15 protein-coding genes and 1 tRNA gene are annotated in these 21,201 nt (G+C 62.4%); 6 read left to right on the top strand and 10 right to left on the bottom strand.

Going from position 1 to position 21,201, the window contains the following annotated elements; genetic code table 11:
• The first annotated feature begins 6 nt into the window (after positions 1–6).
• The gene (locus ACFSDX_RS16085) at positions 7–480 is read left to right on the top strand and encodes a DUF4293 domain-containing protein (RefSeq protein ID WP_382315319.1); all 474 of its coding nucleotides are present in this window, start codon (positions 7–9) and stop codon (positions 478–480) included.
• Between the two features lie 149 nt (positions 481–629).
• Here ACFSDX_RS16085 and ACFSDX_RS16080 read toward each other — a convergent pair whose 3' ends face one another.
• The 5 genes from ACFSDX_RS16080 to ACFSDX_RS16060 form a co-directional block, all read right to left on the bottom strand.
• Positions 630–1,628, bottom strand: coding sequence for a DUF4476 domain-containing protein (locus ACFSDX_RS16080; protein WP_382315317.1), 999 nt, complete (start codon positions 1,626–1,628; stop codon positions 630–632).
• A 120-nt stretch (positions 1,629–1,748) separates the two neighbouring features.
• Complete coding sequence (locus tag ACFSDX_RS16075) at positions 1,749–3,668, bottom strand: CHU_0125 family OmpA-like outer membrane integrity protein (protein WP_382315315.1); 1,920 nt, start codon at positions 3,666–3,668, stop codon at positions 1,749–1,751.
• A 108-nt stretch (positions 3,669–3,776) separates the two neighbouring features.
• Entirely contained in the window at positions 3,777–4,265 is a 489-nt protein-coding gene (locus ACFSDX_RS16070) for a hypothetical protein (RefSeq protein ID WP_382315313.1), read from the bottom strand.
• 265 nt (positions 4,266–4,530) lie between these two features.
• Positions 4,531–5,439 carry a (Fe-S)-binding protein gene (locus ACFSDX_RS16065; RefSeq protein ID WP_382315311.1) on the bottom strand — a complete coding sequence of 303 codons (909 nt, stop codon included), beginning with the start codon at positions 5,437–5,439 and terminating at the stop codon, positions 4,531–4,533.
• Positions 5,440–5,468: 29 nt separating this feature from the next.
• Positions 5,469–6,857, bottom strand: a complete 1,389-nt coding sequence (locus ACFSDX_RS16060; protein WP_382315309.1) for a 4Fe-4S dicluster domain-containing protein — start codon at positions 6,855–6,857, stop codon at positions 5,469–5,471.
• Between the two features lie 174 nt (positions 6,858–7,031).
• On the opposite strand from ACFSDX_RS16060, the gene ACFSDX_RS16055 reads away from it, so the two are divergent.
• Positions 7,032–7,104, top strand: a tRNA-Phe gene (locus tag ACFSDX_RS16055).
• A gap of 1,027 nt (positions 7,105–8,131) precedes the next feature.
• On the opposite strand, the gene ACFSDX_RS16050 is transcribed toward ACFSDX_RS16055, so the two are convergent.
• A complete protein-coding gene (locus tag ACFSDX_RS16050) occupies positions 8,132–13,024 on the bottom strand; it encodes a reprolysin-like metallopeptidase (RefSeq protein ID WP_382315307.1) in 4,893 nt (1,630 codons plus the stop codon).
• A 268-nt stretch (positions 13,025–13,292) separates the two neighbouring features.
• The gene (locus ACFSDX_RS16045) at positions 13,293–13,778 is read right to left on the bottom strand and encodes a hypothetical protein (protein ID WP_382315305.1); all 486 of its coding nucleotides are present in this window, start codon (positions 13,776–13,778) and stop codon (positions 13,293–13,295) included.
• A 198-nt stretch (positions 13,779–13,976) separates the two neighbouring features.
• Here ACFSDX_RS16045 and ACFSDX_RS16040 point away from each other — a divergent pair, with 198 nt between their 5' ends.
• The gene (locus ACFSDX_RS16040; protein WP_382315303.1) at positions 13,977–14,924 is read left to right on the top strand and encodes a 3-oxoacyl-ACP synthase III family protein; all 948 of its coding nucleotides are present in this window, start codon (positions 13,977–13,979) and stop codon (positions 14,922–14,924) included.
• Positions 14,925–15,022: 98 nt separating this feature from the next.
• Positions 15,023–15,427, top strand: coding sequence for an alternative ribosome rescue aminoacyl-tRNA hydrolase ArfB (gene arfB / locus ACFSDX_RS16035; protein ID WP_382315301.1), 405 nt, complete (start codon positions 15,023–15,025; stop codon positions 15,425–15,427).
• A gap of 171 nt (positions 15,428–15,598) precedes the next feature.
• Here arfB and xrtX read toward each other — a convergent pair whose 3' ends face one another.
• Both xrtX and mgtE read right to left on the bottom strand, forming a co-directional pair.
• Positions 15,599–16,696: an exosortase X gene (gene xrtX / locus ACFSDX_RS16030; protein ID WP_382315299.1), complete on the bottom strand. Its 1,098-nt coding sequence runs from the start codon at positions 16,694–16,696 to the stop codon at positions 15,599–15,601.
• Between the two features lie 126 nt (positions 16,697–16,822).
• Positions 16,823–18,205: a magnesium transporter gene (gene mgtE / locus ACFSDX_RS16025; protein ID WP_382315298.1), complete on the bottom strand. Its 1,383-nt coding sequence runs from the start codon at positions 18,203–18,205 to the stop codon at positions 16,823–16,825.
• 201 nt (positions 18,206–18,406) lie between these two features.
• On the opposite strand from mgtE, the gene ACFSDX_RS16020 reads away from it, so the two are divergent.
• Together ACFSDX_RS16020 and ACFSDX_RS16015 are read left to right on the top strand one after the other, a co-directional pair.
• Entirely contained in the window at positions 18,407–19,219 is an 813-nt protein-coding gene (locus ACFSDX_RS16020; protein WP_382315297.1) for a cyanophycinase, read from the top strand.
• A gap of 118 nt (positions 19,220–19,337) precedes the next feature.
• The gene (locus ACFSDX_RS16015) at positions 19,338–20,453 is read left to right on the top strand and encodes a toxin-antitoxin system YwqK family antitoxin (protein ID WP_382315295.1); all 1,116 of its coding nucleotides are present in this window, start codon (positions 19,338–19,340) and stop codon (positions 20,451–20,453) included.
• On the opposite strand, the gene ACFSDX_RS16010 is transcribed toward ACFSDX_RS16015, so the two are convergent.
• The gene (locus ACFSDX_RS16010; protein WP_382315293.1) at positions 20,450–21,184 is read right to left on the bottom strand and encodes a hypothetical protein; all 735 of its coding nucleotides are present in this window, start codon (positions 21,182–21,184) and stop codon (positions 20,450–20,452) included. The two genes, ACFSDX_RS16015 and ACFSDX_RS16010, sit on opposite strands and share 4 nt — an antisense overlap.
• Positions 21,185–21,201 lie beyond the last annotated feature (17 nt).

Raw genomic sequence — 21,201 nt, 5'->3', positions numbered from 1 at the left:
ACAAAGATGATACAAAGAATCCAAAGCGTGTTTTTACTCCTGCTGGCCTTGTGTATGCTGAGTATGCTGGCGCTGCCGCTCTGGCACAAGGCCGATGGCCTCACGCACCAAGAACTCACCCTAACCGCCTTCGGCTTTGATGCCGTGGGCATGACGCCGCCTAAGGACCTAGGGCCAGTTTTTCTGATTGCAGTGCTGGCCGTGGCGTCGGCCGCTACGGCCGTGCGCGAGATTTTTATGTTCCGCAACCGCTTCGGCCAGCTTAAGCTGGGCATGCTGAACCTGCTCTTTATCGTGGCTACTTTCGGCCTCGGGTTTTATTTCTCCAATAAAGGCGAAGCCCTGCTCAACCCCAAGCTGGAGGGCCAGTTTCAGCCCGCTTTCTACCTGCCCACGCTGGCTATGATGCTGAACCTGCTCGCCAACCGCTTCATCCGCCGCGACGAGCAGCTGGTACGCAGCGCCGACCGCCTGCGGTAAGTATGGTTTAGTGAATAGAGGTTAACGGTTAGTGAGTAGTCAGGGGCTGGCAATTAACTAATCACTAACCGTTAACCTCTACTCACTAAAAAGGCCCCGGTAGCTGTGCGCTGCCGGGGCCTGCTTGTTTTCAGGGCTCAGAGTTAGTGTTAGTTTTGCGGCAGACCTAGGGCCTGCTGCACTTCCCGAATGCTAGACGGGTAGCGGAGGACGTCGTAGACGCGGTAAAAATTTTGCGGGTCGCTGACGTGGGCGTAGCCATATTCGGCCAGCTCGATGCGCGACTTGTCGAAGGCCAGCGTGCCGATGAGCTGGGCCAGCTCGTCGGCGCGTACGGAGCCTTCGGCCAGGGCTTGCTTGGCCAGCGGCAGGCGGGCATCGTCGAAGGAGCGGCTGCGCAGGGCCTCGGTCAGGTTCTGCACGTCGGCGGGGGGCAGAGGCTGGAGGTAGCTGCCGTTGTTGCCGGGGGCGGGGTAGTAGCTGCCATTGCTGCCAGGGGCGCTGGGCGCATTAGGCGCATTGCTGGGCGGGTAGCCGCCGGGGTAGCCCGGCGCGGGCGTGCCGTTGTTGCCGTAGCCGTTGTTGGGTCGTGGGTCGTTGCCGTAGGGCGCACTGCCATAGCCGGAGCTGGGCGGCGGGCCGTCCTCATCATCTTCGTCGTAGCTGCCTGGGGCATTATAAGGAGCCGGCCCCTGCGGCGCCGGATAGCCTTGCTGATAGCCACCGTTGGGGTAGCTACCCTGCGGGCCGTAACCCGGATAATTGCCTTGCGGGCCGTAGCCCGGCCGGCCCAGCGGCACGGCGCCCAACTGGCGCAGTTGCGGCCCGTAGCCGGGGCGCAGTACCAGTACGTAGCTGGTTTCGAGGCCCGGTGCCAGCCACACGGCGGTGCGAAAGCGCAGCGGCGGCCCGTAGCGCGTGGGCACGCTAAAATCGGCCCAGTGTTGGCCCGGCACCAGGCGCGCCACGCGCACCTGCCGGGCCACCGGCCGCGTAAGGGGCTGGCCATCCAGGGCTAGGCCAAAGACCTGGCCGCGCTCTGCAACGAACGTAGCCCCGGCGGGCGGCGCGGGCGGGGCAGCCACAGCCGGGGCGCTGGCTACCCAGGTCAGTAGCGCGGCGGCGGCGAGCGTAAAGAGCGTTTTCATAGCCTAGGTCAAGGAAGCGCCCGCGAGAGGTTTCGGGAGCTGCAAAAGCTAAATCCAAATGCCGTGCCAACAAAAAAGGCCCCCGCAACGCGGGGGCCTAGGTAGGGCACAGGGGCCAATTTACTTGTCGATGCGCGTGACCCTAAACTCGGTGCGGCGGTTGCGCTGATACTCTTCTTCGGTTTTGGCATCCTTCACGATGGGGCGGGTTTCGCCGTAGCCCTTAGCCGTGATGCGGCTCTTCTCAATGCCCTTGCTCACGATGTAGGCCACGGCCGCCTCGGCCCGCTGCTGCGAAAGCTTGAGGTTGTAGGCGTCTTTGCCGCGCTGGTCAGTGTGCGAGCTCAACTCGATGTTAATCTTGGGGTTATCCTGCAAGGTTTGCACCAGCGTATCGAGGCGCACGGCGGCATCGGGCCGGATGTTGTACTTGTCGTAATCGTAGAAAATATCCTTGACCTCAATCGCCTTATTAACTATAATCTTATTGAGGGTCAAGGTAATGGGTAGCCGGATATCCGTCTGTGGCTGCGTCAGCGACTCTGGGTTGGGGTAGCGGCCCACGGTGCTCAGCGAGGCCCGCGCCGTGAAATCGCCCGGCCGGTCGGTAAACAGGGTGTAGCTCTGGGCCGAGTCGAGCTTGACGCTGAACTTGCCATCGGCACCGGTGGGTAGGTCTCTTTTCTGGCCGCGGCCGTCGGTGATGGTTACCGTTTCGCCGGCTATGGGCTTGGTAGTTTTGGCTTTGTCGTCGTGCTCCACCACCGTTACGTCGGCGTAGAAGGCCACCAGCCGGCGCGGCTTTTTCTTGAACGTGTACAGGTCGTCGGAGCCCTTGCCACCCGCGCGGTTCGAGGAAAACAGCCCGAGGTCGGGCCCCGAAAAGTAGGGCGCGAAGTCGTCGCCCGCCGAGTTGATGCCCGCGCCTAGGTTACTCACCTTGCCGCCCTGGTACTTAAAGATATCGAGCTTGCCGAAACCGGGGTGCCCATCGGAGGAGAAGTACAGCGTGCCGTCGGGCGCCACGCCGGGGAAGTTGTCGTTGCCGACCGTGTTAACCTGGTCACCCAGGTTCTCGGCGGGCGAGAAGCGGCCGTTGGCTCCTAGGGTCGCTTTGAAGAGGTCATTGCCACCCAGGCCGGTCTTGCGGGCGGAGGAGAAGTACAGCGTAGTGCCGTCGGGCGCGAACGCCGGGGCAAAGTCGTCGGCCGTGCGGTCGTTGATGTTGGCCAGAATGGGCGTGGTCCAGGCCCCGTCGCGGAAGTACGAAATCCACAAGTCGACGCTGCGGTAGCCCTTTTTCGAGCCATCATTAGAGCGGGCGAAGACCATCGTTTTGCCGTCGGGCGTGTAGGTGGCGCTGGCTTGGTGCTCCTTGGTGTTGTTGAAGATGGGTTCCAGCTTGCGGGCCGTGCCGCCGGTCATGGCAGCGGGGTCGTCGAATTTCTGGGCGTAGAGCGACAGGAATTTTTCGCCATTCCCTAGGTAGGTTTTGCCGTCGCGGCCCGAGGCAAACACCAACTCGCCGCTGCTGGGCAGCCGCGAGGCCGAAAAATCGGCGTCGGGCGTGTTCAGCGCGTCGAGCGGCTGCACGTCGTAGCCGGCGGCGCTGCCCACCAGGGCCTTGCTGGCCGTGGCGCTGCGGGCAGCGGCTTCGGCGCGGGCGCCGAGGGTGCGGTTGCCGCCGCTCTGGGCGTAGGTCGTAAACTGCTGGGCGGCTTCGTCAAACTTGCCGTTGGCTTTCAGCGCCTCAGCGTAGCGGTAGGCCAGGTCGGCGTTGCGCAGGCCGCCGTCGAGGGCGGCTTTGTAGAAGGGCTCGGCCTGGTCGAGGCGGTTGGAGAGGCGGTAAGATTCGGCGATGCGGAAGTTGGCGCTGGCCGCGCCTTTGCCCTTGACTACGTCGGCTTTGTAGAGGGCGATGGCCGGCTCGTACTCGCCGCGGGCAAAGCGCTTATCGGCCTTGCTCAGGTTGCCCGTGGCGCAGCTGCCCAGCAAGACTACCGCACAGGCCGCCGCCCCAATAGCTGAAAAATTCCTCATTGACGGGTAAGTAAGTAGAAAAGCCATGCAGCCAGAAAGGGCGAACGTCTAGTTTTAATAGACAATAATACAACGCGCTACAGCAGCCCTCTAGTCTGCCCGGGGCGGCTAGGGCTTAAAATAGGTGGCCAACCAGGTTTGGCCGGCCGGGGCGGGCCAGCTCGTGGTTAATTCGGCCTTGGTAGTCAGGGTGTTGTTAAAATAAGGCGTGTCGGCAGTTACTTGGCCCGCCGCCACGGCATCGCGCAGTTCGCGCCGCGTGAGCAGGTACAATTGGCCCTCGGTGAGGAAGGCCATCCGCGATTTTTCCAACAGCTCCACGCCTAGGTGTTGTTCCAGCTCGCGCACAAAACGCACGGAGGCATCTATCGAGCAGCCGCTGGCGCCCGCCATTGCCTCATCGAGCCCAATCACCAGAAACTGCCGGTGCAGAAACTGCGCCGAGGCCGCCAGCTGCTGGCCGTGGCTGGTCCATTCCTCGGCAAAGGCGGCGAGGCGCGGCAGCAGCGGCATCAGTTCCTCTTCAGTGAGCGGGCGGCTGGCCTGATAAATCCAGACGCGGGCCCGCGGGGGCAAGTGGTCAAAAGCTACATTCATCGCAGATTTAACGGATTAAACGGATTGCGCAGATACGCCCGCCTGCGGCGGGCTGACTAAGCGAGCGCAGGCGGCCTGCGGCTCGCTCTACATTCACTTTATTTTCATGCTTTAGAGCCAATTACTATCTACTACCAAAGCCGATTACTACAACACCTCAGAAACGAAAGAAAACAAAGCGAGCCGCAGGCCGCCTGCGCCCGCTTAGTCAGCCCGCCGCAGGCGGGCGTATCTGCGCAATCCGTTTAATCCGTTAAATCTGCGGTCATGCGTTGATGCCTTCGGCGCTGGCGATGAGCTCGGCCAGGTCGAAGACTTGGACATTGGATTCTTGCTCCTTGTTTTTTACGCCGTCGCTCATCATGGTCATGCAGAAGGGGCAGCTTACGGCGATGATGGCGCCTTGCAGGCTGTGCTCGCTGGGGGCCGTGCGCTCGGTTTCGACGCCGCGCAGGTTGTCTAGGGCCGCGGCCTGGCCGCTGAGGGTGGCCAGAGCCTCCTCGGTGCGCTCGATGTTGATGTCCTTTTTGCCGGGCTCGGGCTCTTTCCACATCTGGGCGCCGCCAGCGCCGCAGCAGAGGCCGTTGGCCTTGCTGCGCTTCATCTCCACCAGGTCGGCGTCGAGGGCGGCGAGTACGTCGCGCGGGGCTTCGTAGATGTTGTTGGCGCGGCCTAGGTAGCAGCTATCGTGGAAGGTGATGCGGCGACCCTGGAAGCTCTCGCCGCCCTTCACGGCTACCTTGCCCTCGTTTATGAGCTGCTGAAGGTAGGTGCTATGGTGAATTACCTCGTACTCACCACCTAGGGCGGGGTACTCGTTCTTGATGGTGTTGAAGCAGTGCGGGCAGGCGGTCACGATTTTCTTGATGCCGTAGCCGTTCATCGTCGTGATGTTCTGCATAGCCTGCATCTGAAATAGGAACTCGTTGCCAGCGCGTTTGGCGGGGTCGCCGGTGCAGCTTTCTTCCAGGCCCAGCACCGCGTAGTCGGTGCCCACGTGCTCCAAGATGCGGGCAAAGGCGCGCGTCACGCGCTTGTAGCGGTCGTCGAAGGCCCCGGCGCAGCCCACCCAAAACAGGATTTCGGGCACTTTGCCCGCAGCTGCGAGGTCGGCCACGGTGGGCACGGTAAGTTGGCGCTTGGCGGGGGTAGGAGAAGGGATAGTAGGCGTCATAATGCGGAGATACTACTTATAAATCAAACTTATACCGTTGCGGTCGCCTTCTCCGCCACGAACAGCTCGTCGGCCCAGTTGAGGCGGTCGGAGGGCGAGAAAGCCCAGGGCGCGCCGTTGTTCTCGATGTTGGAGAACATGACGTTGAGCGAGTTGGGCGCGGCCGATTCTTCCAGCACCAGGAAGCGGCGCATCTCGATAATGCTTTCCAGCGGGTTGATGTTCACCGGGCAGCTTTCCACGCAGGCGTTGCAGGTGGTGCAGGCCCAAAGCTCCTCGGGCGTCACTTTGCCGCGCAGCAGCGTGGCGCTCATCAGGTCAGTGATGGGTTCGTGCTTGGCTTCCTCGCCGTACACGTTGGGGTGGAAAATGAGCGGCGAGTTGTACTTCTCCTCCACCCGGTCGCGGGTATCCATGATGATTTTGCGCGGCGAGAGCAGCTTGCCCGTCAAGTTGGCCGGGCACACCGAGGTGCAACGCCCGCACTCGGTGCACGAGTACGAGTTCATGAGGGCGGTCCAGGGCAAATCCTCCACGTCCTTAGCCCCGAAAGGCGTGGGCGCCAGCGCCGAGCCATCGGCATCGACGGCCGGGGCGGGCACCACGTAGGTGGGGTCCATCATGGCCTTCACCTCGTGGGTAATGCTCTCCACGTTGGAGAACTGCCCCTGCGGCACCAGGCGCGAGTACCACACATTCGGAAACGCCGTGATGATGTGGAAGTGCTTGGAGCTAGGTAGGTAATTGAGAAACAGCAGGATGCCGGTGATGTGAATCCACCAACCGGCGCGCTCCAGCACTTCTAGGGTGCCCACACCGCTGGCCGGCAGCAGGCCCGCTAGCAGATTACTTACCGGGAAAACACCCGGCAAGTCCTTGCCCTCAAGTTGGTGCAGCCGGATGTCGGCCGAGTTCATGAAGAACAACGCCGCCATCAAAACCACCTCGATGTAGAGAATGATATTGGCGTCGAGCTTGGGCCACATCCGCAGCTCGGGGCCAGTGAAGCGGCGCACCGGCGGGTTGTGGTTGCGGCGCCACCAAAATGCCACCACGGCTACGATAACCAGCGCCGCTAGAATTTCATTGGTGGCCATCAGGGCATCGTACACTGGCCCTAGGAAGCTTAGGAAGCGGTGCGTACCAAAGAGCCCGTCGATGATAATTTCAATGACTTCGACATTGATGACCAGAAAACCGACGTAAACGACCAAGTGCAGCAGCGCCGGCGTGAGGCGCTTAAACATTTTTTGTTGGCCAAAAGCCACGAGCAGCGTTTTGTTGAGGCGCTCGCCGAAGTGGCCGCTCATATCGCGGTCGCGGCCAACCAGGATGTTCGCCCTGATTTTGCGTACCTGCCAGGTAAACAGGCCAAACGCTGCCAGCAGCAGCAGCGCGAAAAGGATGGGTTGCAACATGAAGTAAAGGTAAGCTAGCGGGGTGGGATGCGGGTGCAATTTAGTAGGCATGACGACTACTTTGGCACGGCGGCCGAGCAGCTTTTCAACTTTTTTCTGCAAAAAACTTGCGTCGTAAACGTCTAATCGTACCTTTGCGCTCCCAAGCCACTCAGGTGGTCTAAGGGAAACCCCGGCAACATAGCTCAGTTGGTAGAGCACAGCACTGAAAATGCTGGTGTCGTTGGTTCGATTCCAACTGTTGCCACGAAAGCCCTCTCAGAAAATATTCTGAGAGGGCTTTTTGCTTTAGTGTGCGAATCTATTTCAACTGACTGTCAGAACAGAAAAGTTGAAAGCGTGTTCCTCTTTGTAGCCCCACCTACCAGCGGAACCTCTTCATTTTCCTGGTAGCTGTGCTCCCTGCGCGCAGTCCTCTAGCAAGGTGCTGGTGCATACTTATATTCACTCATAAGGTCGTTTCTTTAGCACATGAAAAAGCTGACGTTTTACAGCTGGCAGACCTGCGCACGCCAGGAGGCCTTTACGCTGCTGCTCTGTCGACTCGCGGACTTAGGCGTAGGGAAGGCTCGAATAGCAGTGCGGCACGTGCTAGCAGAGCAGCCCGTAACGCTAGAGCTACCCGATAGAATAGCTGGCGAGCTACGAGCGCAAGCGGAAGCCATTGGCATTGCGTGCGGGTACGAATAGCCGCCTTGCAGTACCTAGGTGCCCGCCCCCAACTCTCATATCATCAGCAGTTTTGTGCGCCTAGCGCCGGACGGGTCGGTGTGCTAGGTTGTCTGACAAGGTAATCTATGGTCAGCAATAGCGAATGGCCGAGTTAGATAGCTGTAGAATGTCACAACAACTATTGGAATTGTTACTACGCATATCAACTGCACCCCGCTTAGCCCTCGGATAGTTAAGACGCTTAAGACGCTCGGCCATAGTTTTGGCTCGTAGGCTCAGGCCTATGCTTACTACTCTATTGCGTATTTCCTGCGCATAATTCTCAAGCGGTCCGCTGCTGACGAAGCGGCGCCGCCTCACGGCCTGCCCGCGGCCATCATCAATACTGACCTCAACAAAGAAGACGCAACCTTCGCCAGCACAGTGGCAGAGGTTGGCGCTGCTTTCGCCGTCCCGACTGTTGCCACGCAAAGGCCCTCTGCAAACGCGGAAGGCCTTGCTGCTTCTGCCATAATAACGCTATCCGCCAGCTCCATAAAAAAAGCGTCCCGGCTAGATAGCCGGGACGCTTTTGAAAGCAAGAGATTACTCGAAAAGCCGGGCTATTCGATGACCACGCGCTTGGTGACCGTGGAAGCACCTGCCTGCAGGCGCAGCGTATACACGCCCGTAGCCAGCCCGGTGGTGGGCACCGTGAAGTGAGCACCGTTGGCGGGCAGAGCGGCCGATTGCCGGCGCACTACCTGCCCTAGGGTGTTCAGCAGCTCGGCCTCTACCCGATTGGCACCAGGCACGGCGGGTACTTCTACCGTGAAGCTGACGCGGGCCGGGTTAGGATAAACCACGACTTGCGTGGCCGCCAGCGGGCCCTGCGTGGCCAGCGCCGCCGCCGGGCGCAGTACCAGTGAGAAGCGCGCGCTGCTCGCCGTGGCAGCCGCCACGGTGAAGCTATAGTGCGTGCCTGCCGCGAGCACCTGCTTGGTGCCGGTAGCGGCATCGCGCAGGTACACCGTGGCACTGCCAAAGTTGGCGAGGTCGGCTACTTCGAAGGAGAAGCTGCCGGCCGCGGGCACGACTAACGCGAGGGGCAATACCACCTCAGTGGTGCCGGCCAGGGTAGGCAGGCCCTGAATGGCCAGCGGCGTAGCCCCGGCGAGCACCGCCAGGTTGAGGCCCGTGGAGTTGGGCATCTTCACAGCGTCGTACTCGGCATCGACGGCGGCCGTAGCGCCGGCCTCCACGTAGAGGTAGGCGTCGTCGCTAAAGCCGGCGCCCGCCACGCGCAGTTGCAGCTGCGGGCGCACGTCGGCGGTGGTGCGGCCAAAAGGATTTTGGCTGCCGAAAGTGGTGACGCGGTTGGTGTTGGTCAGGTTAACGGCGCCGGCGGTGCCGGCGGCCGTTACGCGCACAAAGTAGCCCGAGCCAGCCTCAATCTGGGCAGCCGTGCCACCCACGCCGTTAACGAACGAGCGGTAGGTGCCTGCGTACTGGCCGGTGCTCTGGAAGACGTACATGGCCGCATCCACGCCGGGGCGCTGGGCCGCCGTCACGGTGCTCCAGTCGAGCGGCGAGGGGTAGGGATTGCCCAGCAGCTGCCAGCCGGCATCGGCGTTCGTGCCGCGCGAAAGAGCCCCCGAATTCTGGGTGCCCGTGTTGAAGGTGCCCGTGAAGCGTACTGGCGCACTGGTGGCCGGGATGTTTACAGAGTAGCCTTTGGTGCGCTGCATGGTTTCGCTGAGGCTGGCGGGCGAGAACCAGCCCTTGTCGAAGTCGCCGTAAGTGGAAGTAACCGTGCCAATGCGGCTCTCATCGTAGCCGAGCACCGTAGGGAAGGGCAGGCTTGCGCCGGGCGTGGCGCTCGTGTTGTAAGCTGCGTTCACGATGGGCACTATGCCGCCCGTGCGCAGGCTGTCGAAGGACATCGCGGCCACCGGCGAGCTAAAGTGGCGGTAAGCCGGCCCGGCCACGCCACCCGTGAGGGCGCGCTGCATGGCGGCCGTAGTCCCATTTACCACGCCGCCCGTGTTGTCGACGAGGGCGGTGCCAGCGGCCGACGAGCGCAGCAGCAAGCGGCGGGTACCTAGGGTAAGGTTACCGCTTTGCAGACGCACGACCTGGGCCACGTTCACCCGGTTGGTGAGGGAAAGGCCAGCGCTATTGTTGACGGTTAGATTACGTACCGAAAGCGGTAGCAGCGAACCCGTTACCTGGGCCGCAGTGCCCGCATACACGTAGTTGGCATCGACGCTGAGCGAGGGCACGAACGCGGTGAACCGGAAGCTGCCGGCCGTAGAGTTGGCGAGGCCGGCGGCCCGCACTTCGGTGAGCGTAGCGCCAGCGTCCAGGGCGAAAACGCCCGGACCCTGGATGTAGAACGTGGTGCTGGTGCGCAGGGCCCCGCCGCTTTGCACCCGCATGGTGCCGTAGATGGTCAGCACATCGCTGAGCGTAACCGAGCCGGTGCCGGTGACGGTTACGTTGCGGTACGAGCCCCCGATGGCGCGGGTGTCGCTCACCACTAGGTCGTTGAGGGCGGTGACGCAGACGGTGAACGTGCCGGTGGTGACGGTCGCCGCGTTGCTGGTGTAGGGGTATACCCGCACGTAGTAGCGGGTGCCGGCCGTGAGGCCGGGCAGCAGGACGGTTTCGGTGCCGGCGCCCGCTGCATCCGAGCAGTTGACGGTGGTGAGGGTGCCGCAGTCGCCCGCCATCACTTCCAGTACGCCATCGAAGGTGCTAACAAGCTGCACCACGTGCGACGGTGCGCCCGTAGCCACGAAGCTGTACCACACGTCGTTGGCCGACGCGCTTAGGTCGCCGCTGCACGTAGAGGCGGGCTGCGACTGCGTGGCGCCCGTGATGGTGCCGCTGGTGCTGACGCAGGAGTTACTTACTATCAGGCCGACGGCCGCCGCGCAGTCGTCGTTGCCCGGGATAGTGCCAAAATCAATGGTGCTGGTCGTGGTGCCGCCGCTCGCGCAGTTGCTCACGATGTTGACCGTGTAAGCCGAGCCTGGCTGCAAGCCCGTTAGGTTTATAGAGGAGCCGGTTATCGTTTGGGTGGTAGTGGCCGGCGTGGTGGTTACGGTGTACGACGTGACGGCCGCGGTGGGCGTGAAGGTGACCGTGGCCGTCGTCGACGTAACGCTCACGGCGAGGTTCGTGATATCAGCACACACTGGCGGGGCCGTGGTGGCAAAGGCCACCGTGGCCGTGGTGGCCGTGGAGCCAGCGGCGCAGCTGGCCGCGATGTTCACCGTGTAGTTGACGCCCGGCGCCAGGCCCGTCAGGCTCACCGGCGAGGCCGTTACGGTCTGGGTAGTAGTGGCCGGCGAGGTCGTCACGATGTACGAGGTAGCCGAGCCGCTGGCCGTGAAGCTCACGCTGGCCGTAGCGGCCGTGATGCTGCTCACGCTGAGGTCGGTAGGCGCGGCGCAAGCCGTGGCCGGCGCCGTGATGGTGAAGTTGGCGTTCGAGATATCGAAGAAGTAATTATCGGCCGCTTCTACCATTACGCGGGCCGTAGTGGTCGCCACGCTAGGTACCGTCACGGTCGCCGAGCCGTTGTTGGGGGCGCCGGCCAGCAGCAGGGTGGGGTAGGTGAGGCCGCCATCGGTGCTGAGGCGAATGTTGACGGTGGCGCAGTTCACGCCGTTGGCGTTGGTGCCGGCCACGTCCCAGGTCACGGGCTGGGTGCTGCCGCCCGTCCAGGCGGCGGCGGCCGTGTTGGGGGCCGATACTAAAAAGGGCCCGGCCGCGCTGGTGCTGTTCAGGCTCACGATAGCGCTGCTGTTAACGCCGCCAATCACGCCCTGCGGGCCGCTGTGCTGGTCGCGCACCGTTACCCGGAAGCGCAGCTCGCGCGACACCGTGGGTAGGCGCTCGCTTAGGTTGGTCACATTGCCAATAATATCGCTCAGGCGTGGGAAGTAGCGGGTGGGGCTGGCCACGGGGCTGAACGAGCGAAACAGCGGCATCGTGACGCCGTCTACTTGCGCGGCATCGAGCGTGGCGGCACCCGTGGCCGTCTTGTCGTATTCTTCCCAGTTGTAGGTGATGGCGTCGCCATCGGTGTCGTAGCCGTTGGCCGTGAGCTTAAACGGCGTGCCGATGGGCAGCACCAGCCCGCTGGCGGGCAGCGAGATGGAGGGGGGCGCATTGCCAGTGCTGGTCGTCACGGCGCAGCTGGTAGACCCTAGGTAGGCCAAAATCTGGTCGTAGCTACCCACGTGGAAATAAGCGTCCGAGTTCAGCTGGGTGTTAGTAGCGCCGCAAATGCCGGCATAGGCCATGATGGTCGTGCCCGAGCCCACCTCGTAGGCCGTGTTGGCACTGCGGTTGCCGCCGCCGCAGCTACCGGTCGTGCTATCAAAGGTGTGGCTGCCGCCGCACTGGTGGCCTATCTCGTGGGCCACGTAGTCGATGTCAAAGGCATCGCCCACGGGGGCGCGGGTGCCGGTGGTGCCGCGCGCCTTCTGGCCGGCGCGGCATACTACACCTAGGCCCGCTACCCCGCCGCTGGCCGTGCTAAACACGTGCCCGATATCGTAGTTGTCCGTACCGATGAGGGCATCCGTGTTCGTCTGGTTCTGAGCCAGCAGTGCGTTGCCGGTGTTAGCATTGTCGAAAGGGTCGGTAGCCGCATCGGTATAGACCAAGGAGGCAGTGCCATTTACCAACACAAAGCGTACGGCCAACTCCTTCTCGTATACGCCCACCACGCGGTTGACGCTGGTGACGATGGCGGCCAGCCCTAGGGCCACCGTGCCGCCCTGGTAGGCCGTGTACTCGGCCGTGGCGGCCATGGCCAGCCGGTAGGTGCGCAGCACGGGGCCGCTGGTGCGGCCCGCTAGGTTGGCGGCATCCTTGCCCGCATCGAGCTGCAGCGCCCCAGATTCTTTGGTGCCGCACTCAAACTGCCGGCCCGGCATGGCCCGCTTCCAGAAGCTGAGGTAGTGCTTGGTATCGGCTTGGGTGGCGGGGTCGAGGAAAAAATCGCCCGTTTTGGCCGACAGCACCTGGGCGTGAAAGCCGCGGGGCGTCATGTCTAGCCGCACGGTGGCCTGGGCGTCGTCGAGGCCCACGCCCACGTAGGTTTTAATTTCCGGAAACTTGGCAGCTAGCTCCGGCGCCATCACGGGCGCCTCGCGCACCGCAAAGCGGGCGTTAGTGCCGTCAGGCAGGGGTAGGGTTAGCACCAGGGGCTTGGCGGCGCTGCCCTTGCTTTCGAGCGGAGCGGCGGCCAGGGCGGCCCGCAGGCCAGCTTCGTCCAGGGTGAGGGCGCGGGAGTCGGTGAGGACCGCGGCGGCGCGCGAGGTGGCGGCAGCCCGGCGCGCGCCGGCATCTTCGCTAAAGAAGCCAGCCGGGCCCTGCTGGGCATTGGCCGCCAGGGCCAGCAGCAGTCCTAGGGCGCTCAGGAGTAGTTGTGGCCCGCGCAGGGCGCACACGCTTCTTCGAATGTAATGAAGGAGTAAGCGCAGGTAATGATTTATCATAAAGTGATGGGGGAAACAGATGAATTTTGAGAAGTTTGAGGGGATGAAAAAGAAGTGAATGCTACCAAATGTACAGTGCCACTGGCGTGTGCACGGTACCCGCATGCTGTAAAAATTATATAAATTGACTAAGAGATTTTAGGTCAAAAAAAAGATTCGCACGTTAAGCCCATGTAAACTAGTAGTCTACATGGGCTTAACGTGCGAACCGTGAGGCTTATTTGCCAGGTATGGCCCTGGCCCGGCACCGGCGCCGGCCTTGCTTTTGCTACCGCCCCCTGACGCGGTCAAAAATGTTGTTCTTGCGCTTAATCAGCACGTAGCGAATAGAAAACGCGGTGGGAAAGCGGGCGTAGTCATCGCTGTTGATTTCGTAGCTGGGCTTAAAGTCGAAGCTGAGCACCACCGGCAAAAATGCCACTTTGTACTCCACGCCCACCAGCCCATCGAAGCCGCCGTAGCCGCCCGTGTCCTTGTTGTTGCCTAGGTGGCCGCCCGCGCCAAAGTAGTAGTTGAGGCTGGGCCCCAGAATGCCAAAGTGGTACTCGCCCAGCACTGTGCCGCTGTACTCGCGCTGGCTCAGACCAGCGATGCCCTCAATCGTGATGCGCGAGGCCACCCGCTGCTGCACCGTGATGCCGTAGTTGCCGCCCCCCAGGCGCACGCCAGCGGCGGTCGTATACTTCTGAGCGGCCGCCGGGTAGGCCGCCAGCAGGCCCAGCAACCCGCTGAGCCCTAAAAATCGTATGTGCATAGAATGAAGTAAAAAAAGCTGCCCTGCCGGGGCCTGGCAAGTAAGATGCCAACGCCAAGCGCCTGCCCCTAGTGTCTGTTTCTACGGGTTTGGGGCGCGGCCAACGTATAAGATTCTGGCTTTTGCAGGTTTTATTCGGCGCCCAGCGCGCATTAGCCGGAACTTTGTATCGATATTCTACCACCCACTACCCACTGCGTGTACTTGCACCACGTGGCTGCCTACTTGCCGGCGGCCGTTGTTACCAACGAACATTTTACCCGTCTCAACGGGTTGGCCTCCGACTGGATAATCGAGCGCACCGGTATCCGGGAGCGCCGAAAAGCAGGTCCCGGCGAAAATGCTAATACCATGGCCGTGGCCGCCACCCGTGCCTTGCTGGCCGAGCTGCCCAGCTTCGATGCGGCCGGTATCGACCTCATTGTGGTGGGCACCTACACGCCCCACGATACCATCTATACCGCCGCGCACGCCGTGCAGCGCTACCTGAACATCAACGAGATACCGACGATAAGTATCTCCACGGCCTGTTCGTCGCTGCTCAACGCGGTGGAGATTGTGGAGGGCTACTTTGCCATGGGCAAGGCCAGCCGAGCGCTGGTGGTTGTGACCGAGCATAACACGGCCTACAACAACGAGGAAGACACCATTGCAGGCCACCTCTGGGGTGATGGCGCAGCGGCCCTGCTCTTCACCAAGGAGCGCCTCGCGCCCGGCGACCTCAGCGTGGTGCAGGTGCTGACCGGCGGCGCCGCCCCCGTGGGCAAAGCCGACGAAGCCGTGACGCTCAAGCCCGTCGAAAAAGGCATCGTAATGCCCTTCGGGCGCGACGTTTTTCAGCAGGCTTGCACCTACATGACGCGCATTACCCAGCAATTGCTGGAAAAAAACAACCTCACTGTCGCGCAGCTCACCTACCTGATACCGCACCAGGCCAACCTGCGCATCTCGGCCAACGTGGTAAAGCAGCTCGGCCTTGACCCCGCCCGCGCCGTCAACAACATCGAGCGCCTAGGTAACACGGGCTGCGCCGGCTCGGCCATCGGCATCGTCGATGTGTGGCACACGCTCAAGGCCGGCGACAAAATAATCGTGACCGTGTTCGGTGGCGGCTACTCCTACGGCGCCATGCTGCTAGAAAAATGAGCAATCGACAATGAGTAATGAGCAGCTCGCCGTTCAGGTCCTGTATGGCCGCTCATTGCTCGCTTCTCATTGTTCATTACTAATTGCTCATTGCACTCATGCTGCCGCTTGCCGCCGCTTTTCTGCCCGAAATCACGTTCCAAACCAGCCGCTCGAGCGGTCCGGGCGGGCAAAACGTGAACAAGGTAGAAAGCCGGGTGGAGTTGCGTTGGCACCTGCAAAACTCGCAGCTGCTGAGCGACTTGCAGAAGCAATTGATACTCGAAAAGCTAGCCAACCAGCTCACCGCCGAAGGTTACCTGCTCGTGACCGCCCAGGACGACCGCAGCCAGCTGCGCAATAAAGAAATCGCGCTCAGCCGCTTTTACCAACTGCTGCAAAAGAGCCTGCGCCGCCCTAAACCGCGCCGCGCCACCCGCCCCAGCGCTGGCGCCGTGCGCCAGCGCCTAGAGGGCAAAAAGCGCCAGGGCGAGAAAAAGGCGAACCGCCGCCGGCTCGACTAAAGTGCAGTTTGAAGTACCTAAAAACGCCTGTCATTGCGAGCGTAGCGAAGCAATCTTTCCTTATACGTTTGCTAACGCTAGCTAGGCGTGAAGGAGAGATTGCTTCGCTACGCTCGCAATGACAGGCGTTTTTAAGGCCGTCTCAACTTAACCTGGATAACCCAGCTAAAGCTATTCAGCGAGCGATGCCGCCGCTTCAGCCGTCGCCTTGGGCCGCCACAACAGCACCAGCAAGCCTGCCACTGGCAGCAGCGAAGCCAAAAAATCGAGTAGCAGCCGACCTAGGCGGTAGGTGCCCGGCCCGCCGCCCGAACGCCCCAGCGCCAGCAGCAGCAGGCACGCCAGCCCAATGCCCGCGTAGCAGCGCCACACCAGCCGCCAGGCCCGGCCGGGCAGCAGTAGTCGCAAGCTCAGCAGGCTGAGCCCCAAAAACAACCCAAAAAAAGCCGCCCCCACCGGCAGCGCCAAGTGGCTGACGCTGGACGGCACGTCGCTGGCCACCGCGCCCGGTACCTGGTGCAGCCAGGCCGGCCCCGCGGCCAGCCCCGCCGCCCAGCCCCGGCTGAGCGCCGCCACCACATTGCTTTGAAAAACGCTGACCAGTACCAGCACCCCCAGCAGCGCCAGGCCCACGCCCGCCCGGGTTGTGAGCCACGAGCCTGCCGCGGGCGGGGCCACTGCCGCACCGCGGGCCGCCGCGGGCCGCTCGGCCACGGCCGGCGCGGGTGCCGACTGGCGCGTCCAGAGCAGCCACAGGCCACCTAGGGCGGCGTAGGCCACCGCGCTAAAGGCGTAGTGGTGGTCAAACTCAAACGTTTCGGGCGAGTAGCGGTGGTTGAGGGCCAGCGCGATGATGCGAATGACGTTGAGCAGCCACAGGCCCGCGATGCCCATCGGAATAAACCACAGCCGCCGCTGGCCGGGCCCCGGGTAGGCCAGCACAAAGCCCACCAGCAGCACGTACAGTACCAGCCCATCGCAGGCCGCGCCCACCACCACAGTTGGCTGGCCATTAAGGAGCAGCAGGTTAGGGTTAGCGGCGGCTACGCCGGCCTGCCAGCCCAGGGCCTGCAAGCCCCACACGCTGCCCGCCGCCAGCTGCCGGCACAGCAGGTAGTCGAGCGGGCTATCCACCCCTAGGCCATACGCCGAGCCCACGGCCCACAGTAGCAGCACGCCGCAGCTTACCAGGCCAAAGCGCCAAAACTGCCGCGTGCCCGGCTCCGCGCCGGCAGAAGAAGCGAGAGTAGCAGTAGACGGGGTAGCCATGCGGTAAGCACTAAAATTGAAGGAATGGTGGGATGGGCGCTGCTCTAAAACTACAACCCCCGCGCCGAAGCTGCCACTGGCAACCTCGGCGCGGGGGCTATGAGCAAGCACCTAGGGCGCCGCTATCTACAGCAGCGTGCCGCGTAGCATCACCAACGCTACGGTGAAGTAAATAATCAGTCCCGTGACATCGACCAGCGTGGCCACGAAAGGTGCTGACGACGTGGCTGGGTCGAGGCCCAGGCGCCGCAGTATCAGCGGCAGCATCGAGCCCGCAATGCTGCCCCACAGCACGATGCCCACCAGCGCTATACCTACCGTGGTAGCTATCAGCAGCCAGTGCGGGCCATATATCGGCGAAATGGTTTGCCAGATGGCGATGCGCCCGAAGCCCACCAAGCCCAGAATCAGCCCCAGCATAATGCCGCCCGCCAGCTCGCGGCGCAGCACGCGCCACCACTCGCTCAGCGTAAACTCGCCTAGGGCCATGGCCCGGATGATGAGCGAGGTAGCCTGCGAGCCTGAGTTGCCGCCCGAGCTGATAATCAGCGGAATAAACTGCACCAGTACGATGGCTTTTTGCAGCTCGCCCTCAAAAAACTGCATGGCTGAGGCCGTCAGCAGCTCACCCAAAAACAGCACCACCAGCCAGCCGGCGCGCTTCTGCACTAGGCGCATCAGCGGCGTGGTCATGTAGGGCTCGTCGAGTGCCTCCGAACCGCCAAACTTCTGGATGTCCTCGGTGTCTTCCTCTTCCCGAATATTAAGAATATCGTCGAGCGTCACGATACCTAGGAGGATGCCCTGGTCGGCGCTCACCACGGGCAGCGCGCCGCGGTCGTTGCGCCGAAACACGTCGATGGCGTCTTCCTGGTCCTGGTTCACGGTGAGCTGCACGAAGCGGTGGTCCATGAGGTCGCGCACCCGGGTGGCGGGGTTGGCCAGCAAGAATTCCCGAATCCGAATGTCGTCGATGAGCACGCCGCGGGCGTCGGTCACGTAGAGCACGTTCAGCGTCTCAGATTGCCCGCCGTGCTGGCGCACGTAGTCGAGGCTCTGGCCCACGGTCCAGTTCTCGCGGATGGCGATGTAGTCGGGCGTCATCAGGCGGCCCACCGAGTACTCGGGGTAGCCCAGCAATTGCAAGGTCACGCGGCGCTCGGGCTCCGAGAGGTTTTGCACCAGCTCGGCCACAAAGTTGGCGGGCAGAAACTCCAGCAAGGCCGTCCGGTCATCGGGCGACATCTCGTTGAGAATCTCCGTCATCTTGTCCTGCGCCAGGTTGTCGAGGAAGTGGCGCTGCACCTCCAGGTCGAGGTACTCAAACACCTCGGTGGCTAGCTGGAGCGGAAGTAACCGAAAAATAATGAGCTGCTCGCGCTCATCCTCGTTCTCAATCAGCTCCACCAGCTCGGCGGGCTGAAACGAGCGCAGTATCTTTTTGAGTTTAAAAAATTCGCCCTCCTGGATTAGCGACGTAATATGGTCCACGGTTTCGGGCGAGGTCATAGGCAGGGCAGTATGAAAAACCGATTTAAGGTTTTGGAAGCCGATATAGGGTTTTAGAAACCAAAAAGGGCAGAAAAGATGAGTGTTTCGCTAGGCAATAGAGGGGGCGCCCCGCAAAATTACGGCCTAGCTGCGTAGTAAGACACGGCCTGCGCGGCATTTTTGGCGTACTTCGTTTCTGCAACACTCCTTTTCGCTGCTTTGACTCCCGTTTCTGTGCCCCCTGCGGCTGCGCCCCTAGGCACCATCGTGCTGCTCGGCGGTGGCTACGACGACCCCACGCTGGCCCTGCTGGCGGGCCTGCTGCCCGACTGCCACGCGCCCATCGAGATTCTGACTACCGCCACTGCCCATGCGCCCGCCACTACGCACGCCGGCTACGCCCGCGTGCTGGGTAGCCTAGGCTGCCCGCACGTGGCTCATCTGCAAGTAGATGCGGCGCATCCGGCCGATGCGCCCGCTACCCTGGCCCGCCTGAAAGCCGCGGCCGTAGTTTTCCTAACGGGCGGCAACCAGGAGCGCCTAACCGAGTGCCTGGCCGGCACGCAGTTCCTGGAAATACTACGCCAGCGCTACCAGCGCGAGGCCGGGTTTTTCCTGGCTGGCACCAGTGCCGGCGCCTCGGCCCTGGGCGGGCAAATGCTGGTGGGCGGCCGCGGCTGGCGCAGCCTGCTGGGCGGCGGCATCGAGGTGGTGCCCGGCCTGGGGCTGCTGCCCGAGCTGCTCATTGACCAACATTTTATTGAGCGTGAGCGCTACCCGCGCCTCATGCACGCCGTGCTGGCTCACCCGCACCTGCTGGGCCTGGGCCTAAGCGAGGAAACCGGCCTGCTCCTGCGCCCCGGCCGCCCCGCCGAGGTCTTCGGCACCGAAGTGGTAGTGGTAGTAGACGCCCGCCGCGTAACGGCCACCAACGTGGCCGCCCTGCCCAAAGGCCAGCCCCTAGGTGCCCGCGGCCTCACCGTGGACCTGCTAGTGGCCGGCGACACTCTTTCAATGAGCAATTATCAATGAACAATGAGCAGCGACTGAGGAACAGCTCCCTGATAATTGTTCATTGATAATTGCTCATTGAAAAAAGCTGGGCACCAAACGGGGATATATTTGCGTTGGGCTGCCGAATAAGTTTAGGATGATGCCGCTACTTCGTTTTGGGCCGCGTTGGGCCGTGCTGTTTGTCCTGCTGCTGGCTGGGGCCTGCACCCGCAAGACTGTATCTTTCAATTCCAAGCTCGACCAGCCGCTGCTGGCCGGCGCGCCCGCGCCCGGCGATAGCCTCACCACCACCGGCAAGAAGAACCCCAAGCTGAGCATCGCCGGCCGCAAAGCCGTGCTGACGAAAGAAGAGGAGCGCGCCGCCAAGGAATCGGAAAAGGCCGACCAGCGCAAGGCGAAGGATTCCAAGAAGAAGAAAAAACTATTCCTAGGTGAGCGCACCAAGAAAGGGTACTACAAAACGGGCACCGGCAAGAGCCAGGAAATCGTTATCTTCTACTACCTCAAGACGTTTAAGCAGCCCAGCGCGATGGCGCCGGCGGCTTTTTATTACAACCCGCGCAAGAAAAAAATATTCGCCGCCAACGGCGAGCTCGACCCCAGCACCGACAAGGTGCTGCACGGCCCCTTCAAGCGAATTCGCAACAAGCAAGTCATTGAGTCGGGCTACTACGCCCTAGGTACCAAGCATCTGCGCTGGGAGCGCTACGACGCCAAGGGCGGCCTCACGGCCAAAACGCACTTCGAAATGGGCTTCCCGCGCGACGCCAATATCAGCTACTACGACGGCGGCAACACCATGATAAAGGAGGTGGTGCCCTACGTAAACGGCAAGCTGGAAGGTGACTACGTGAAGTACACCGCTGACGGCAAGCGCGAGTGGAGCGGCCACTTCGAAAACGGCCGCCGCGTGGGCGAGTGGACCAACTACTGGGACTACAAAGGCTACCGCCACTACGTATTTCAGTACGGCGAAACCGGCTACGAGCCCGAGGTAGCCGAGCCCGAGCTGATTCGGGAGTACAGCCACGGCGGCTCGCCCATCTTCGACAAGGAAAAGAACCTCGATAAGCGTGGCGATGCCGACCCCGACGCCTCCAAGGTAGATGCGCGCCGCCCCGGCAGCCACGGCGTTCCTACGCCCCGCGCACCCGTGCGCAAAGCCCAGGAACGCCGCCCCGGCTACCACCCCAAAACGCCCGTGCCCACGCCGCCGGCCGTGCCGGCCTCGCCCACCACGCCGGTGCCCTAGGGCGCTGGCGAGGCGAACACCAGCCAGTTGGACTGCCGAGCCGTTTCGGTGCGGCGATTGCCGAGCGCCACCACCCGGCCCTGGCGCTTGTACCAGCCCTCGTCCCAGTCGCCCATGTCCAGGTACAAGGCGTTTTGGGCGCCTAACTCCAGCAGGTCATCGGCAAATTGTTTCATCGTGAGGTAGTTGGACGTGCTCTCCACTACCGCGAACCGGTGGTTGGCGAACTCGGCCAAGGCGCGGCGCTGAAAAACGCTGCCCCCCGCCGCTTTCAGGTTCTTACCCCGAAAGACCAGCAGCTCCTGCAAAAGCAGCGTCCCGTGGCCGGCCCGCACTTGCGCTAGCTGCGCGCTCGGGGGCGACTGGCCTTTGGGTAGCTGGCCGATGGTGAGGGTGTTGCCCAGGATGGTCAGGGACCCGTCCAGAAAGCCGACCTTCGCTTTGGATTGCAGCACGCGCCCGCCGCAAACCAGCAGGTCCAGGGGCTGGCTGGTTTGCAAATCGGTGTAGGCTGCGGCCACGCTTAGCCAGTACTGGCTATCGCCCGGGTTTGGGCGGCTGGTCACGACCCGGACGGCCAGGTTTTGAGGATAGAAGAGTGAATAGAGCGTGCCTTTAGCGGTCTTGCGCTGCTCGGTGCGCACGTCGGGCGCTGCTTTTGGCGAGCAGGCGAGCAGCCCTAGGAGCCAGCAAAGCAGCAGGCGGTATCTTGTACTAATGTGGCAGGGCATTGAACAGAAGAACGTTA

The sequence above is a fragment of the Hymenobacter bucti genome (genome assembly GCF_042681145.1).
GTDB classification, from domain to species: Bacteria; Bacteroidota; Bacteroidia; order Cytophagales; family Hymenobacteraceae; genus Hymenobacter; species Hymenobacter bucti.
Note: the sequence above shows the minus strand (reverse complement) of the source record. Positions and strands in the feature narration are given on the sequence as shown.